Raw genomic sequence first — 16,667 nt, forward strand, 5'->3', positions numbered from 1 at the left:
GTTGACAATGTTTTCGTGTGAGTTTAGCTTGGTTGTATACCAACTGCAGGTGCCGAGCGGAGGACCGGTGCGCCTTGAAGGGACCGGCTGAATGTCGTTCGACTACACCGATTTCGCCCCACCCCCACCGGCCGTCTTCGGTAGACAGCAGCTCATCGAATCGTACTTGGACGCCATCCTCGACCTGCGTCGCAGGGACCTCCCGGGCAAGGGCGATCGCCGGGCTCATTTCGAGGGGTTGCAGCGGTTGTTCGAGGTGGACCTCCCTGTCGAGCGGCCAGCGATGGGCAGTCGAAACATGTTGCTCCACATGCTGTTCAGGGCTGCTGATTCCTGCCATGCAATCACGACGCCGTGGAGCGGGATCCTCGAGGGCGGCCTAATCATCCAGCAGTTCGACAATGCAGGGATCACTGAGGAAGTCATGTCCCTCAGTCGCGAGATCAGCCGGCTCACCCAGGCCTCGGAGCGTGAACACCACAACCTGATCGCGGTCCTCATGCGTGGCCTCTACGGCGAGAACCTCGATCGGACCTTCACGCTCGAAGAGCTTCGCGCCGCCGACATCCCCATCCCTGTCCCCATCCGATACCTACCGGATTGATCGCAACCTTCACGGGCTCCGGCGGATGCTACTGCGACGTTCGGTGGCGCCGTCGGCTACGCGGGATTCGCAGCGGGCGGAATGGAGACTGCCTACGGATGGTAAGTGCCAAAACGCTTGCTACTCAACGGGATAGAGCTAGGATTGACCATCATGAACCGTAACTGGGGTGGGGACGGCTTGAGTTCGCCTGGAGGGGTGTTGGCTAATATTCCTGTATCGCCGAAGGTTACTGGTGGCTACGGGTTCGAATTCGAGCAGCGCGTAGTAACTCTATTGCTAGGTCGCCTGCTGCGTAATGCGCCCCCACCAGTGGGCTTTCAAGATCCCATACATCGCATCGCTCTTCAGCAGAAAAACGCAGGTTTTCATCTGGACGATATCGTGGTGTTCGGGAAGCGGAATTCTAGAGAATCATGTCTTCAAATTCAGGTGAAGACCGAAATATCGGCGACCGCGAGTGATGCCTCGTTTAAGCAGGTCGTCGCAGCGATGGTTGATGTTTGCCGAGATCAAGGAGATGCTTTGGACTCGGGCGTAATGCAGTTGGTCATTGCGGCCGGGGGAAAAGTCAAGCACATGAAGGAATTGTCCGACCTTTCGGAGTGGGCTGCCTCCCGTTCGTTGAATTCCGGTTTCGATCCCCTAGGTGTCGATCCGTTCGTCAACCGTTCCCTGCGGGAGCGCTATCTCTATTTCCGTGAGGCTGTTCAGCTGGCAGCAGGTCATGACGACGATCACTTGGACAGATTGGTGCATCGCATTCTCTCCACTCTTCGCGTCTGGCTAGTTGAACCCACCGAGGACGGCCACGATTGGCGGCGGGAACTTGAGGCATTGGACACCATTGCCAGTCGAGTGGGATTGCCGGTGGGCGATCTGATGAATGCGATGCTCGCCCTATCGCAAGGCTACGGTCCTCGCGCAGCTGTGGTTGATATCGACATGTTGAAGGCTGAGCTCCGACGAAAGCATTGCATTGACCTCGCCAACGACATGGAACGGGGCGACACCGTTCGCGGGGGGATATCAGTAACTCACACGGGTAGCGGCAACGTCATAGTTGGCGAGCAACAGACAATAAACTTCAACAGTCCGAACTTCAGCACCAAGAACACGAACCCGCGGAGTGCAGAACAGCCATGATCTCGATCGATGCAAACGAGAATGCAATGGTATTTGCCGCTGAGCGGCAATATTTCCACCAGAACTACTACGGTGAAGAAAGTGTCATAGCACGTCCCGTTGCTGCCCACGAATTTTCTGCATGCATGGAAGGTCGATTCGTAGAACCGTCAGGGTCTTGGGCATCGGCGAAGAGTATGGCCGCTGCCGGAAATCTCATCGTTCTAGCGGGAGAGGATGGCACAGGACGCCGTACTGCAGCTCTACGGCTTCTCGCCGGTAGATGCGGTACCTCGCGTGTTATTGAGCTGGAAGCGACGTGGCATCGGTTCATTGAGGATGCAATGCCTCGGATCGATCCCGGTGTCGGCGTCCTGGTGGACTTGTCCAAGCTGGGGCAGGACGGCATAGCTGGTGAATTTGGACCGCGCTTGAAGGGCTGGGCCAGGTCGGCCGATGTTTTCGTAGTTGTCATTGCCATGCGCAATGCTCGTTCGGCAAATTGGGCAACGGAGATTCGAAGCTCGGTAGTGGAGCTCGGTTCGCCGTCTCCGCGGGATCTGATTAAAAAAGAGCTCGAATCTGCGGGGGTGTATGTGCAGTGTTCGGAGCTGCTGAACCACCAAGATATTCAATCGATCCTCCATTCCGACCTGAATGCACGGGATACTTGCAGGCTAGGCGCGATTGTTATCCACTCCGTTCACGCCGATCCTGCCGAGATTGTCGACGAGTATCAGGACTGGCGAACACATATTGAAGGTCAGCTTGCCGACACAACGAGCCAGTTTGGCACACGAGCCTTGGTGTGGTCCGGGGCTTTCTGTCACGGGGGATCAGACATTTCAGTCCTTAGGATGGCAGAGGAACTCCGAAGATTGGTTGATGTCAGGAGAAGTGAGCTGGACATCCTCAGCGAACCTCCGGCTTCTCGGAAGTTTTCCGATGCTGGGATTGTGGTGAACGGTGGCGCTGCAATGCTTCGTCCGGCTAAGCGTGGTTATGCGGCGGCAGTTCGGCGCCATATGTGGTCGGAGTACCGGCAGTCGTCCGACTTGCTGACCAAATGGCTGGCTACCTGTATTCAGGTGCTTCCCTGGTCTGACGCGGAGCGTGTGGCGAACAATGTCATCGACATCGCTGCTCAACTGCGCGCCAACCAACTTATGGTGACGGTTCGAGATGCACTCCTGACATCGCACAAGAACTCAGCCAGCAGTGTGTTTTCCTCCTGGGCGACCGATGAACGGTGGGGAGGGTTTATCAGGGAGCGGCTGTATGCATGGTCGGACAGTCCATCGCTTGATACGGCTGCACTTGTCGCGGAATCATGCGGTGGCGGTTTCGGCGATAGCATGCCGGTGCTTGCCCTGACTCGTCTTCGGCGTGCCGCCATTCGGTGTGGAGGCGGGCATCCGTCGGTCCGGGCATCACTGGTGCGCATGTGTGTAGCTGATGTTGTCCTTGTAGTAGATGCGCTCTCGGCCTGGTCCAAAATGGATATCTCCCGTACTTCGGGGTTGTCAGCTGCCATAGCGATTGCGTCAGATCGTGAGGGTATGGTTGCAATTGAAGAATATTGCTCGCTGGGTGCGGGGCACACTGCCCAAGTGATACCGCCGATTCTTGAGCTTCTTAGTGCGGCCATGCGGCAGCAAGATTTAGCGCACGAAGCTTACAATGTGCTGGATAATTGGAAGAATTTTTCTGAGGACGGGTCTATTGCCCGTGACTTCGCAGTCGCAATTACAAGCCAATTGATTGATGTCATGTTCCGTGCGAATGCCCTCGAAGGGCTGATTGCGCGAGTCTGGGGTGCGGATGACTCATACTGGTCTGAAGTTATGGCTGTCACGTCGGAACGGGCGCAGCCCGGAGGAGAGGCTGATGTTGTCGCATAAGCGAACAGTATTCGTGGGCAGGCGGCGACAAAAACGATTCAATGCTCGTCTGCCGAGCGCACTCCCTGGGATAGCATTTACAATGACAGGGAAGATTTTTGTTAGACGGGAAAAGGGATTCGGCGGCCGCCGATATACGAAACGCTCAGGAATTTCACTTTGCACCGTACATATGTTTGGAATGTTAAAGGAGTTTACCGCCGGGGCGTCACCCGATAGCCTGGCTGAAGTCGAGGCAGCATGCAACCATGCGCTAGCTGACTGGTGCTCTACTAGTCCGCAAGAAGGATTCGAATATCGAGTGGTCGTGGCTGTCGATCTGGCGCCCGAAGACCGGGCAAACCTAGCGGACTATGAGAGGTCGCAGCGTGTGGCTCGGCTAGCTGACATTGTGCGCCGGGACCACCTCGAATTCCTTCGTCGTGAGGTACTCAGCGATATCGTCGTTGCTCGGCTTTGGTGGCTGGATCTCAACTTGAGTGGTTCCGATCCGGATACTTCGTGGCAAACGTTTGACGAAATCGTGCGGCCCGTGGTCTCCAAGAATCAGAGCCAAATAGATCCTGTGGAGCGCTTCGCGAAAATCGCCGCCACGCTTACCGATCGACTCAGTGAAGACCCAGCGCGAATCGAGAAGGTGGAAAGGCTGGCGAGCTTCCTTTTCCGTCAGTTCGGTTGGACTTCTGACCTAACTGATGAAGTGGATAACATTCGGCTGGCACGGGTTTGCTCGACGCCGGATGGTGCTACGACGTAGGCACCGTCCTACCTGGCGACGATCGCCACCAACGTATCCCGACCGGCTGGGCGGTCGACCGGTTGCGGCACCGTGGGAGCCTGAACTGAGGGTCGTGATGGATTGTACCGAGCAGGATGTCCATGGGGTATCGGTCCTGGCCGGTCTCATCGCCGCCCTGTGGACTCAACAGGCCGACGGTGCAGTGGTGTGATGGAATGCTTGACAGTACGACCAGCAGACCGGAGGGGAAATACATTGCGGGCGTGGACAGTTCGTGGGGGGTGGGACGGCCATCGCGAGGAAGCCGCACTGGAGATCGGTGCCGCCATCGCAGGGTGGGCCGAAGTCCGTCACGACTTTTCGGAGCAGAGCACCTTCGATGACCTTTGCGCGCTGCTGGATGAGTGTTATCCAGCGGAAACCCCACGAACGCGGAAGAACTGGGCACACCAGATCTGGCGGTTCCTGCACGAGATCTCGGTAGGGGACTACGTCGTGATGCCTCGCAAATACCGGGACGTCGTGGCTATCGGGCAGGTCACCGGTGACTACGAGTATCAAGCCGATCAACCGCCGGGATACCGTCACATCCGACCGGTGAAGTGGCTCAAGACGGTGGAGAGAGCTGCGATCTCGGGAGATCTGCGTGACAGCATGGGGACATTGCTCACCGTCAGCGAGTTGAGCAGGCGCGATGCCGCGGAACGCGTCAAGATGCTCGCGGAGAACGGAACCGACCCCGGGTACTCCGGGGCGATCGCGGCGCCCGACGACATCGACGGCCTCATCGCCGACGTGGACGCTGCGGGTTCGCGTCAACTCTCGGTGCGAGACCTACTGGGCCTCTGGGGATTCGGTCGGCGAACCAGCGAAGCTCTCGAAGAAGTCGGATCCACCTTGCAGCGGCATGGGCTCACCGTTCGGCCCGATTTCACGACCGTGCAGCTCGACAGCATTGTCACAGTGGTTGCGACAGATCCCGAGGAAACCGAAACCGTGTCCTCGGTGACCGGGGCTGAGATGACCGAGGCCGGTACGCAGGATCTCACGTGGCGCGTCGGGAATGTGCGCCAGCAGATGTCCGTGGTGGCTGTGAAGCGCGCCGACTCGCTGCACAGGGCTATCGAGCTGATGGTGACAAAGCGGCTGTCGCAGTTACCGATTGTCGACGATCACTATCGGCTGCTCGGCGTCGTGACCTGGGAAAGTATTGCCCACCGGTCCATTACCGGTGCAGGCGTCGAACTGTGGGACGCGCGGGCAGCTCAATTCCCGCCGGCAGCACACAGCGAGCAAGAGCTGTTCAGTCGCATGGACGACATCCGGAAGTTCGGCTTCATCATCGTCGTCGACTCCGAGAACGTGGTCACCGGCATCGTGACCGCCGCCGACCTCGCCGACGAGCTCGAAGCACGCGTGACTCCCTTCATGGTCCTCGAGGAATTGGAACGCAGGTTGCGGCAGGCGATCCACGGTATGTCGCCGGATCTCCTGAAGACGGTCGGCAAGAAGAAGGCCGAGAAGCCCGAAGACCTCACCCTCGGCAACTACTCCTACCTGTTCGAGAATCCCGCGGTCTGGAAATGGCTGGGTTGGCCATTCGAGCAGGCAGGCATCGTGGAACGCCTCCGCGCGGTGGCGAGGTACCGAAACGAAATCGCCCACTGGAACATCGATGCTCCCGAGAACGAGCCGCAGAAGCTGGCGGACGCGAGGGAGCTGCTCGATCTCCTGAAGTTGGTTACACCAGCTCATGGAAAGCGCTGAGCTTTCTGATGATGTCGGGTGTCCGATCGCAGATCGGCCACCCGACATCATGTCAGGAATTATTCAGGTCGTAGCGAACTGGCGTCGGTACCGATCAGTGGAGTATCCGCAAGGATTTGATCGGTATTCTGGAAGTCGAAAGCTCGATCCTTCTTTCCGTACCACGAAGTCTTCTGAATGGGCTGGGTCCCGTTGAGGAACAGGTAGTAGCCCCGCTGTGGTCCCTCGACACTCTGCTCTTCCGGCACATTGGACCAACAGATCGATTCCGCTCCGGTTCGACGGTTCAGCTCCGGGACCGTAATTCCCTGCGGTACCTCGATCATGCGGTCCCACCCGTCTTTCCACCCGGCGCTCATGGCGATAGTTCGCAATGTCGTGGGGCTACCGGCCTTCGCGGCGGCGTTCGCCTGCTCGACGAACCGACTGATCGACCCGAGTGGCTCGGCGGTTCCGAAGCGGAATTCGGTGGTGCAGGACGAATGCTGAGCGGCGTCCTCGCCAGATTCGGCGATTCCACAGCCTGCCCCCAATACTGCTGTGACAGCAAGGACTGTGGAAGTTGCGATAGCGTATCGAATCACAGTGCTTCTACCTTCCGGGAAGAGGGAGCCCGACGCCGGGAAGCTGGCCGGTCCGTCCCTGATCGATGTTGCTATTCGCGAGCTTAGGCGCGTGCTCCGCACCATTGGCATCTTTTGTCTCGACCACAACAAGAGTGCCGTTGCTGATCTCCGTTTGAATCAAATTGCGGAGCTCTTCCGGGCTCGCGTCAGGATTTGCGAGGGCGATCTCACGTCCTCGGGAATTATTGAAAAGGTCCATCGCTTCGCGTTGGGCGATGTTTGCGCCCGACTTCTCGTGGGCGGTTGTCATTTCCGTGGTCCACTCTTCGCCGAATCGTTGTGTCATCAAAGCGTTCCAATAGGCATGTCTGAACGCGTCACCCTGACCTTCGAATTTTGAATCGGGATAAAGTTCTGCTGCTCTCTTGTCGGCTGCTTCGGTGATTTGGACGTAGTCGTACACTGCGCGAGGGCCGTCGACACGGAGCAGTAGATCGCTCATAGATGCAATCTCTTCTTCTGTCATCATCGACGAATTGAAGTCTGGGTATACGGTCCGGATCAGCTCCAGCTCCGCACCGGTTGGCCATAACCGTGATCCGGAGGCTGATTGATCCGTTTGATAATCGCGCAGAATTGAATCCAACCTGGGATCGCCGGTCTCGAGTGACCTGGCCATTGCCTCTTTTACTGAGTTGGGCAGCTGCTCGAGGAAGGTGGCAACTTGCTGTGCTCCTTCGCGATCGGCGCGTTCGATTGCCTGCAGTGCGCCGGTGATCGTACTGGTGAGGTTGCTTGTTTCGATCTCTTTCGCGAGTATCGCCGGCGCACCAGCGGGCCAGTAGTCTTTCGCGGTTTCGGCATTCGATTTTCGCGACCGTACCGTCCCGTCGGATTCAACGTACAGATCCCATCGAGAAGATTCGGCGCTTGCAATGCCCGACTTTATTGTTGAAATGTTCGTCTTGATGTCTTCAACGAGAGCTGAGGTCTTTGTAGCAATTTGATCGAGCACGCCCTCTGTTGCCAGTATCTGCCCCTGGTCGGTCTTCGCGCGGGTGCGGGCGGCGTCCCCAGCCTGGCCCTTATAATAGTCCGTCGAACGAGCTACTTTTCCCTCGAAAGAATTTGCCTCCGTCTCCAATGTGGTGGAGCATTGGGAAACTTGAACTACGGCCTGTTCAATATGGGCCATTTGCCATTCGATGACCTGAAAGACGGTTAATGGTTTGATTCCGGCCATTATCTATGCGCCCCTGCTTGGTTCAACTCGGCACCGATCGCTTTATCGAGCTCTTCTTGCACATTCGCGATGTAGTCTGTATCGGTGCAAAAGTTGCGTATCATGGTCGCGTGATACCTGGCGACGAGGTCGAGGGCTTGGAGTGATTCCTCCAGCTTCACGGCCAGGTCGGAGCCATCCATATATTGCCGGGCGTTCGTACATTGCTCAGCGGCTATCGGCGTAATAGCATCGATAGCGTCGGCATTGCGGCGAACGTCATTTGCCATCTCTCGGAGCCTGGCAGGGTTGATATCGAGTGACATCGATCAACCTCGCCTGAGATGGGAAGGAACGTAAGAAAACTCGGCTTCCTCATGCGTGCCAGTCGGCCTCGCGGCAGGTGCAGCGGCGACGGATTCGGTTGGTGCAGGTAATGATTCGAAGAGATTGACGACTTTGGCTTCGACGTCGTTCATAGCCGCACGGTGTCGATCAACAACTTTGCGCGCCAATTGGTCCGGCCCCTTGTCCATCGCATAGTCCGCGATGTACAAATATGTAATCCGCCCGGTCGGGTCGGTCTCGATGATTACGCTGCCGTCTGCTGCGCGCGATGAGCCACGTAAGTCGGTGAGCTGCTTGTTGATCTGGTCAATCTCGTCTGCACTGGGCTTCATATCCCCCGCCTTCCGGACCGGAACTGACATATTCGGCAGGTAGCGTACCGCAGGGAACACAGGTCGGCGACGAGCCAGCAAGCATTGCAGCTGCAGGGCTGGTAGCTGTCGCCCGCTGCGTCGGCATGGAGCCCTTTTCATTCTGCCGAAGTGGCTTGACGCTCGTGATCCTGGAGAACACCGATAGCCTTCACGAGCCGCGGGGTCTTGTCTGGGCAACAGCGCAGCTTCCGCAGGATCTTCCACACTTTGAGCTGGGCGAACACCCGCTCTCCGCAGCCGTGAAGCCGGGTGTGAGCGCGGTTGGCCTCCTTCTGCGAGGCGGGCTTGTTCCGCCCCTTATGCGGGGTGAGAACTCCCGCGACGCCTTGGTAACCCTTGTCCGCCAACACTATCCAGACACCGACTACCAACCCGGTCACGATCTGCCAGATCCAGGCAGCCTTACTATCGTGGACGCTGCCGGGACCACGGTGCCATCCAGGATGAGATAGCTGTGACCGGCAGCTTTCGCGCGCCGCAGCGCCGACCTCCGCTCGGGCGCCTGCGTTGCCAACAGCATGGTCGTTTCCTCGACGTAGCGCCACGCGGTACTCGTGGAGACCTCGAACCCGGCAGCCAGATCGGTGAGCGGTTCGCCTTTGCGCAGGTAGACCAATACCAGCATGGCTTGTCGGCCCGGATCGAATGCGCGCCAGCGTGATCGGATCTCGCGGTGGTGGCGGCGGATCACGACGGCGACGAAGTGCAGGGTCGAAAATGACGACGGCATCGCGGCACGGTAAATCAACAAGGGAAGCCTCTGGTGCTTGAGCGGACTTGGTCGCCGAGGATGATCGGAGTCGCAGTGACGAAATGACACTCCAGTCGCACGCGCGGAGCATCTCGACCGCCTTTGATACCCGAATTCCTAAAGAATCGGGGGGCGTGTAGTTCTGATGCTGAAACCGGCGAGGCGCCGGCTCTCGGATCGACGCCTGTGGCCCACTCGAACCAGCCCTGCACCCGATAGAGTCCTGCGCGCCCGTCTGGGGCCGCCACCGGAGAGTACGAGTCGACAGGCCACCCAACAGAGCATCCTGACGAACGCATCCGCCGACCAATGCGTCCTGACTGGCTTTCCCGACGTCAGCCTCGTCGGGACCGCCCATCACCCGGACAGGGGCACCAAGACCGAGCAGTATCGTCGGCCGCTAGAGCATGTGGTCCGCGACGCGCCCGCTGTGCCGGTTCCACCGAGTGGTGAAGTCCGCGTGCCGACCACCTACTTCGCCGCTCGCGAGGGTTCCGCGAGCATGACGACGACATCGATCGAATTGCAGCTCCCCGGCGCGGCGACGCCGATCGTCATTCCGTGGGCATCGGATATCTCTCTCTCCAAGACGCCGCGACGCGCCCTGGCACCTACAGCAGCGGTTTCGAGAACACTCGGTGACGCCAGGTGGCTACAACGGGTCAGGGCAGCTGCTGGGGAGTGCTACACACAACGGTTTCCGGGGTGAGAGCCAAACCGCTGTACAACGTTTCACCGTCGATGTCGGCTGGGTCGATTGCAGCAGTGGGCGAAATGCCCAAGCAGAACGACACCGTGTAGGGAGGACCGAACAGCTGAGCCAGATGCTGTGCAGCAGAGGGCCCCTCGGGGTGCTGAATATGCAGCGGCAACGCGACGTGAACGGTATCGCGCAGAGTGGACCCAGATGCGACGGCCTTCCCGAGGGGAAGTGGCAGTGGGACAGACCTGGGGACGACGCAGTTGGGCGAGCGGTAGACAAAGGCGCGCTGACTGATTTCCACCACCCCATCTGCGCGGGGGACGACGAAATGTCGCTCGCGGGGCGACGCGGAGCCGGTGTCCTGCTGAATCCTGTTGATCGCGAAGACAGTGGTGGGGTGATGATTGACCACGGAGTAGTGGATGGTGAGCTCAGTGCGTGTGGCCTCGAGGTCGATGGTGAATTCGAGCAGGTCGTCCCCCTTCGCAGGGGCTGGTTCGCACCATGGCGACTCCGATTCAATCGTGGATGTCGTCTGATGCGGTGGTACCGACGGAATCGAAGTATGGCGTACGACTGAGTCGGTCGACCCATTGCCGCATCCTCCGATGGTCATCGTTATCGCCGACACAAGAGCTCCGACCCGGAGTACACGAGCCGCCCGGCTACTTCGGCGCATAGTGATCACGGCGCGCGATGCCCAGCTCCTCTCTCATCGCGTTCTCGGTCAACGCGTAAGGATGCTCGTCCTCGTCGGCCAGCTGCTCCGGGGTATCGGGGTTGTTGTCATGATCGATGGTCAGACCGACCGCAACACGCTCGCGCTCGAACATGCCATTTCCGGTCGGTGAATGGATGTTCGGACGTTCGCGATCAACGGCGTCGTCACCGGTATAAACATCGGTAACGGGCCGCATCGTGCCATGCGTTTCGTCGTAGGCGTGGGCGGCTTCGTGGTAGAGCGTGGTAATCGGCGGATGGTGATCATACGCAGTGCCCGCGTACTCGGACGAGACCTCGGAAAAGGTTGTTCCGCGTGGGTTGTAGACGATCGTCGAGGCAGAACCAGCCCCGGGCTTGCCATCGGCGCCCAGATCCGCGGCGCGGGGGTCTGTTGCCACGGCCGAGTCCTTTCCCGTTGCGCCTTCGACAATGTTGACGTTGTGCGGTGTTTCGCCGAGACCGGCGAGCATCTGCTGTCCTGTCGGAGACGAACGCATGAACTCCAGGTCCGCTCGAACCCGATCCTGGAATTCAGGAGATCCGGTCACGGTGACATTGTCCGGGATGTCGGTGAGTACCACATTGACGACCTTGTTGTTGCCACCCTGCCCGGCATCGGACACCGAGTCCTCGCCGACCTGCGCGTAGATGGTGTCGTTGCCGCCTTCGTTGCCAACGGAATCGCCCCCGCCACCGGTGTATACCTTGTCGTCGCCACCTCCCGACTGCAGCCGGTCGTTGCCGAGACCGCCCGACACCGTGTCGTTTCCGAATCCACCGAAGACAGTGTCATCGCCTGCGGAGCCTTCGAGGTAGTCGTTGCCGTCGCCACCGAACATCGTGTCGTTTCCGTCGCCGCCGTAAACGACGTCGTCGCCGGTGCCGCCGCCCAGTATGTCGTCGCCCCCGGCTCCGTTGATGTAGTCCTTTCCGCCGCCACCTTGGATCTTGTCGTTCCCCGCTCCACCCTCGAGCTTCAATCCGACCTGGGTGCCCGGGTCGACATTGATGGTGTCATTTCCACCCTCGGTGAAGATCGTGATGTTCTGCGCCTGCTGGCCTTCGTATTCGTACTTCTGTCCGTTGACGGTAACGGTGACGACGTGGGTCTGAGGGTCTTCGTGAACCTCGACCTTGTCGTCGCCTTCCCCTGTCTTGATCACCACGGCTTTGTCTGTCGTTACGACGTCGGGTTGTCCTGCAGGAGCGAGGCCACCGCCCAGTTCTGTTGCCGCAGTCTGGAGGGCGCTGGCCGTCAGCTGGTCGCCGGCCTGCGCTTCGGAGACGATGGTCGCCACCGAGGTGACGATTTCCGCTCGCACGGTGGTGCGTCGCGCGCGTTCGGCATCGGTCAGGTCGGTGTCGCGCCCATCGCGCTGCCAGACGTCGCTCACTGAGCCATCCGCGTCGACCTCGAAACCTTCTGTGGCAGCCCAGGTTTCGGCATCGCGTGCGCGGGTTCGCAGTCGATCCATCGTGTCGGCGCGGTCGATCGCCACCTGTCTGAGGGGCTCGACGATTCCGGCGATTCGACCGAGCTCTGTCTTCGACTTCAGCAGACTCTGCTGCGCGGCATCTTTCGCCGCACCCGTCCAGTCAGCCAGCGCGGACGACCTCGAGATATAGCCTTCGAGATCACGCACCGACGTACAGCGGTGCGACAGTGCGCGCGCCGCACCGACGAGCTTCTCGGAATCCCACGAAACCACGTCCGACCAGCTCAGAGCCATTACGCCTCCTGCTGGCTCGTGAGGGCCGCGGCAGTCGCTCCATCGACGGAACTCAGCGCCTCGACACTCTTGGTGACAGCGTCGGCACAGTCGCTCAATGCGGTCAGCACCGCGGTGCCGACCTTGTCGAATGCGGTGCGCAGGATCGCAGCTGCGGCTACCGAGTCGCCACCCCATCCCTGCTCGGCCCCGCACATATCAGCCGACAGCGAGTTCCAGTCGTATCGGACTGTCTCGATCTCGTTCCTGATCTGCTCGACAGCCGAAACGATCTCCGCGATAGGCAGATTCAGATTGCCGGTGTCACTCATGTGCCCCCCTTGCTCGCGAGGCTATCGAGCTGTGGATGTGGAGTCAACGTCATGGATCTCCGGCTGACCCTCCTCCTGCGTCAATGTGAGTGCTGCGCAGGTGGGAAACCGGGAGGTGGTGGTTTTCGGCTGCTTTCACCCCAGCACGTCCGACGCACACCCGGCTGCCGACTAACATCAGTGGATGCGTGCAATTCAGAGGTGGGCCGCGGTCGGCGGATTGATGCTGCTGGCGTGTGCGTCAGCGGGCCCAGTCGCGGCGCTTCCCGGTACCGGAAGCGCTGACGGGCAAGCGCCCAGCTCACAGCCCGCAGTTCAGATGGGCGCCTACTGCGATTTGGGTGATGGTCCGGCCAGGTTTGACAACGGTGCCGTTGCCTACTGCGTCCGTGTCAAGTACACAGACGCCTACGTCTGGTCATCGTCTCCGGACGAGCTCGCCACGGATCCGCACTTTCCACCGTCGCCCGGCAGTTCGTGCCTGAATGCCGTTGACACGACGGTCGGCACAGAAGAGCGGGTGTTGTACTGCAACCCGACCGTCAACGGTCGTAATGCCGGGAACTTGGTTTGGCAGCTGCAACCCTGATTCGGTAGCCGTCCGCGGGACAGTTGGGACTGCTGCACGATCCGGTGACACCGGTGCCCTACTCATGTAGCAGTCCTAAGGGTTCAAAGCTGCTCGGACGGGCAGCTCACGTAGGACCGTGCGTACGTGGTCCCGTCTTCGACCGTGACGACGTCACAAGCGCGGACAAGCCGATCGAAGAATTCATCGTCGAGATGGCGATGAGTCGGCGCGAATATAGCCTCGGCGCTGGTTCGCCGGACGATGTCTACGAGCTGGCCGACGGGATTCTGAGCACGGACTCCGAACACGATCGTTTTGGCGAGGTCGTAGCCGTATCGCTTTGCGAGCGATCGGATTCGGATCTCGTCCCAATTCTGGGCGGTTCCAGAGATGTCCGAGCGCAGAAAACCGATGGCAATGGGTTTCATCCGGCGAGCGCCGATCGTGGGACATCGAGCATGGCCTGACCGGTCGGTGTCCGGATGTAGGAGCGTCCACGGCTCGACAGTTCCCAGGTTTGTCGAGGCGTGACATGGCGGAGCAGACCGTTCTCGTAGAGGACGCGCAATGCGCGGTGGGTCCGGCGAATGGACAGCGTTGTGTTTGCGGCGATCTGGCGGTCGGTGAGTTGTCTGCCTCCCTGCAGAGTCCGAAGGACAAGTGCTTGGTCGTAGATCACGTTTCCCCCTTGGCTATTGGTGGTGCACGGTGACCTGACCGTATGCAACAGAGACGGGCACCTGAACCACGTTCGGGACGCTTCGGTGGACATTTCGAAGGTGCTGTAATGTCCGTTGAATGGGCAGTATGGTTCGAGCATGACTCACCGCTTGCGATCGGCAATGCTTCGTGCGCAACTCGATTCGGTCGCACTGGCACAGGCCGTCGGCGTAGACGTCAAGACGGTCAACCGATGGCTGGCCGGCCGTGTCCCACACCGGCGAACGCGGGCGATGGTCGCCGGGATCCTCGGTGAAGCGGAGGATCTGCTGTGGCCACAGACGCGCCCCGACCTTGCGGCAGGCGGGGCCGCGACCGCAGAGGTCCAGGGCGCATACGCGCACCGCGCGGCCATTCCCAATGATCTGTGGATCTCGCTACTCCTCGGTGCCCACGAGCAGATCGATATCGTCGGTTACGCCTACCCCTTCGTCCTGGAGTTGTTGCCGGACGCAGGGGACATCTTGGCCACCAAATGCTGCAGCGGGACTCGCATCCGGCTCGCTTTCGCGGATCCCAGTTGCCCGCATGTTGCAGAGCGTGATGCGCTCGAGCAGATGAACGGAACGCTTTCCGGCCGAATTCGCAACGCGCTGAACATGTTGGGTCCGCTGACCGACACGCGCGGGTGCGACATCGGACTGCACACCTGCCATCTCTACAACTCGGTGTTCCGGTTTGACGACAAGATGATCGTCACTCCACACCTCTTCCGTGCCCGCGGATACCAGCACCCCGCGCTTCACCTCCGGAAGCTGTCAGCGCATGGAATCTTCTCGTCCTTCGCTGAGCAATTCGAGCAGATCTGGGGTTCGACCACTCACTATGCACAAGGAGTTTCGCGTGAGCTCACGGCGTGACTACTACAAGGATCCCAACGCTCCCGAAGCCAACAGTCTGGTGCCCGGTGGTTCGGTCCTGGTCACCGACAGCGCCGGACGAATCTTGTTGCAGCGCAGAGGCGATTCCGGGAACTGGTCGCTGCCGGGGGGCACGATGGAGATCGGGGAAACCCTGGAGCAGTGTGCGATTCGCGAGACGAAGGAGGAAACCGGACTCGATGTCGAGATCACCGGATTGTTGGGCATCTACACCGACCCGGAGCACGTGATCGAGTACGCGGACGGAGAGGTACGGCAGGAGTTCGCTGTGACGTATCTTGGCCGGGTTGTGGGCGGTGAAATTGCTGTGAGTAGAGAATCCACCGAGGTTCGATTCGTCGGCGTGGACGAACTTGCCGGATTGACGATGCACCCGACCGTCCGACTGAGGATCGAACACTACAAGGAGCGAAGAGTCGAACCGTACTTGGGTTGACGTTGCCCTGAGTTGTTTCAATTAATTCCATCGCGGAAAGTCTACGCACTGAGAAAACCAAGGTGTTCGTCGCCGAAGTGATGGCTATGTATTTGACGTGGTAATGTGTACCCTGCCTTTGCGTGAAAAATGGCTCGGCACTGCCCTTACCGTGTCGCCTAACTATCCGGTTCGACGGATGTTCTCACAATATAGTCCGAGATTGAATCTATGTATTTTTGCCGGATCGAAAATTCATCTTCACCCATTCGATTTATGAGCATGCTCACGAACCGTTCTTGGATGGCGAAGTACCGGCGCGTCGGTGCAGGCGCATTTTGAGTAAGGTGCTTGTCAATCTCGGTAATCCGATCGCGAATAAGCCGCCCTTTCTGTGTGAGGGGAGCGATGAAGTTGCCGACCATGCCCAGCTCGGATGAAGATTGCATCCAGGCGCCGTAGTCGATCCGAGCAAGATCGTTCTCAACGATAAAGTCGACGTAACTATCGACAAATTCAAACTCTGCGGAACCGACAGTGTACGCCGACTGGCCTGCCTTCGCACAGTTGTAGTCGAGAGCTTCTGAAACTATCTGCATCGAGAAGAATAGCGAATGTGCAATATTCGTCATTCCCTGCGCAAACAGAGTTATAAAGGAGAGTCCTTGTGCGGCCTCCTCGGCCTTGGCCATCTCGCGCAGAATTGCTTCAACCTGAAACTCGCCTTCAGGCAGAGGGCCATCTGTCGCCAGTGAGTGCAGGACCCCGTCGGCATCGAATCGATTATGGCGTGATACTTTGATTACCGTTTTATCGGGGCAAGAACGCAAAAGCGCTCTGGCATCAGTCCATACGGTTTCATAGGTGTCAGGATTGTGCAGGATCAGTATTACAGGGAGAGGGTAGCGCTCCCAATAGGCTGAATGCTTAGCGCTCACGCTGTACGAGATGAAATCGTCGGTAGTTCGCCGAAACCACGATTTTCCGCTTTTCACCTGGACGGCCACGATCCGACCGGGAGCACCGCCGGTGGGCGTGATGTATTCTATGTGTCCGTCGATACCGATATCTCTGTGGAGCAGTTCGCGCCAAATGCATCGGGCGCTGTTGACAATTACCGCGACATAATTTATACCGGCGCGTTCGGTGAAGTCTGTATCACCTAATTGCGGAAGCGCGCTCAACGATTTGGCCGCCCTCTCTTCTATAGATGGAG

Annotated in this window: 17 protein-coding genes and 1 pseudogene; 7 read left to right on the forward strand and 11 right to left on the reverse strand. The window is 59.2% G+C overall.

The window, feature by feature from the left end:
• Nucleotides 1-91: 91 nt before the first annotated feature.
• From HYG95_RS18295 to HYG95_RS18315, 5 genes are all read left to right on the forward strand, one after another.
• Nucleotides 92-604, forward strand: a complete 513-nt coding sequence (locus HYG95_RS18295; protein WP_181699325.1) for a hypothetical protein — start codon at nucleotides 92-94, stop codon at nucleotides 602-604.
• A 153-nt stretch (nucleotides 605-757) separates the two neighbouring features.
• A complete protein-coding gene (locus HYG95_RS18300) occupies nucleotides 758-1,750 on the forward strand; it encodes a hypothetical protein (RefSeq protein WP_181699327.1) in 993 nt (330 codons plus the stop codon).
• Nucleotides 1,747-3,630 carry a hypothetical protein gene (locus HYG95_RS18305; RefSeq protein WP_181699330.1) on the forward strand — a complete coding sequence of 628 codons (1,884 nt, stop codon included), beginning with the start codon at nucleotides 1,747-1,749 and terminating at the stop codon, nucleotides 3,628-3,630. The genes HYG95_RS18300 and HYG95_RS18305 overlap by 4 nt, the downstream gene beginning before the upstream one ends.
• Nucleotides 3,631-3,937: 307 nt before the next feature.
• Nucleotides 3,938-4,387, forward strand: coding sequence for a hypothetical protein (locus tag HYG95_RS18310; RefSeq protein ID WP_181699332.1), 450 nt, complete (start codon nucleotides 3,938-3,940; stop codon nucleotides 4,385-4,387).
• 237 nt (nucleotides 4,388-4,624) lie between these two features.
• The gene (locus HYG95_RS18315) at nucleotides 4,625-6,136 is read left to right on the forward strand and encodes a CBS domain-containing protein (protein WP_181699334.1); all 1,512 of its coding nucleotides are present in this window, start codon (nucleotides 4,625-4,627) and stop codon (nucleotides 6,134-6,136) included.
• A gap of 59 nt (nucleotides 6,137-6,195) precedes the next feature.
• Here the strand turns inward: HYG95_RS18315 and HYG95_RS18320 are convergent, their stop codons facing one another.
• From HYG95_RS18320 to HYG95_RS18370, 10 genes and pseudogenes are all read right to left on the reverse strand, one after another.
• A complete protein-coding gene (locus HYG95_RS18320) occupies nucleotides 6,196-6,720 on the reverse strand; it encodes a hypothetical protein (RefSeq protein WP_181699337.1) in 525 nt (174 codons plus the stop codon).
• A 7-nt stretch (nucleotides 6,721-6,727) separates the two neighbouring features.
• Nucleotides 6,728-7,945 carry a hypothetical protein gene (locus HYG95_RS18325; protein ID WP_181699339.1) on the reverse strand — a complete coding sequence of 406 codons (1,218 nt, stop codon included), beginning with the start codon at nucleotides 7,943-7,945 and terminating at the stop codon, nucleotides 6,728-6,730.
• A complete protein-coding gene (locus tag HYG95_RS18330) occupies nucleotides 7,945-8,250 on the reverse strand; it encodes a hypothetical protein (RefSeq protein ID WP_181699341.1) in 306 nt (101 codons plus the stop codon). Before HYG95_RS18330 ends, HYG95_RS18325 begins: the two co-directional genes overlap by 1 nt.
• A gap of 3 nt (nucleotides 8,251-8,253) precedes the next feature.
• The gene (locus HYG95_RS18335) at nucleotides 8,254-8,604 is read right to left on the reverse strand and encodes a hypothetical protein (RefSeq protein WP_181699343.1); all 351 of its coding nucleotides are present in this window, start codon (nucleotides 8,602-8,604) and stop codon (nucleotides 8,254-8,256) included.
• Nucleotides 8,605-8,741: 137 nt separating this feature from the next.
• Nucleotides 8,742-9,397: pseudogene (locus HYG95_RS18340) on the reverse strand (transposase family protein).
• A 662-nt stretch (nucleotides 9,398-10,059) separates the two neighbouring features.
• Nucleotides 10,060-10,716: a hypothetical protein gene (locus HYG95_RS18350; protein WP_181699402.1), complete on the reverse strand. Its 657-nt coding sequence runs from the start codon at nucleotides 10,714-10,716 to the stop codon at nucleotides 10,060-10,062.
• A 49-nt stretch (nucleotides 10,717-10,765) separates the two neighbouring features.
• Nucleotides 10,766-12,553, reverse strand: coding sequence for a M91 family zinc metallopeptidase (locus HYG95_RS18355; RefSeq protein WP_181699346.1), 1,788 nt, complete (start codon nucleotides 12,551-12,553; stop codon nucleotides 10,766-10,768).
• Nucleotides 12,553-12,864, reverse strand: a complete 312-nt coding sequence (locus HYG95_RS18360; protein ID WP_181699348.1) for a hypothetical protein — start codon at nucleotides 12,862-12,864, stop codon at nucleotides 12,553-12,555. The genes HYG95_RS18355 and HYG95_RS18360 overlap by 1 nt, the downstream gene beginning before the upstream one ends.
• A gap of 672 nt (nucleotides 12,865-13,536) precedes the next feature.
• A complete protein-coding gene (locus HYG95_RS18365) occupies nucleotides 13,537-13,863 on the reverse strand; it encodes a hypothetical protein (protein WP_181699349.1) in 327 nt (108 codons plus the stop codon).
• Nucleotides 13,860-14,114 carry a hypothetical protein gene (locus HYG95_RS18370; RefSeq protein ID WP_181699351.1) on the reverse strand — a complete coding sequence of 85 codons (255 nt, stop codon included), beginning with the start codon at nucleotides 14,112-14,114 and terminating at the stop codon, nucleotides 13,860-13,862. Before HYG95_RS18370 ends, HYG95_RS18365 begins: the two co-directional genes overlap by 4 nt.
• A gap of 139 nt (nucleotides 14,115-14,253) precedes the next feature.
• Between HYG95_RS18370 and HYG95_RS18375 the strand changes: the two genes are divergently transcribed.
• Together HYG95_RS18375 and HYG95_RS18380 are read left to right on the forward strand one after the other, a co-directional pair.
• The gene (locus HYG95_RS18375; protein ID WP_181699353.1) at nucleotides 14,254-15,015 is read left to right on the forward strand and encodes an XRE family transcriptional regulator; all 762 of its coding nucleotides are present in this window, start codon (nucleotides 14,254-14,256) and stop codon (nucleotides 15,013-15,015) included.
• A complete protein-coding gene (locus HYG95_RS18380; RefSeq protein WP_220139573.1) occupies nucleotides 14,981-15,472 on the forward strand; it encodes an NUDIX domain-containing protein in 492 nt (163 codons plus the stop codon). Before HYG95_RS18375 ends, HYG95_RS18380 begins: the two co-directional genes overlap by 35 nt.
• Nucleotides 15,473-15,630: 158 nt before the next feature.
• On the opposite strand, the gene HYG95_RS18385 is transcribed toward HYG95_RS18380, so the two are convergent.
• Complete coding sequence (locus tag HYG95_RS18385) at nucleotides 15,631-16,635, reverse strand: DUF4365 domain-containing protein (protein ID WP_181699355.1); 1,005 nt, start codon at nucleotides 16,633-16,635, stop codon at nucleotides 15,631-15,633.
• Nucleotides 16,636-16,667 lie beyond the last annotated feature (32 nt).

Source organism: Nocardia sp. GTS18 (genome assembly GCF_013839555.1).
GTDB lineage: Bacteria > Actinomycetota > Actinomycetes > Mycobacteriales > Mycobacteriaceae > Nocardia > Nocardia rosealba.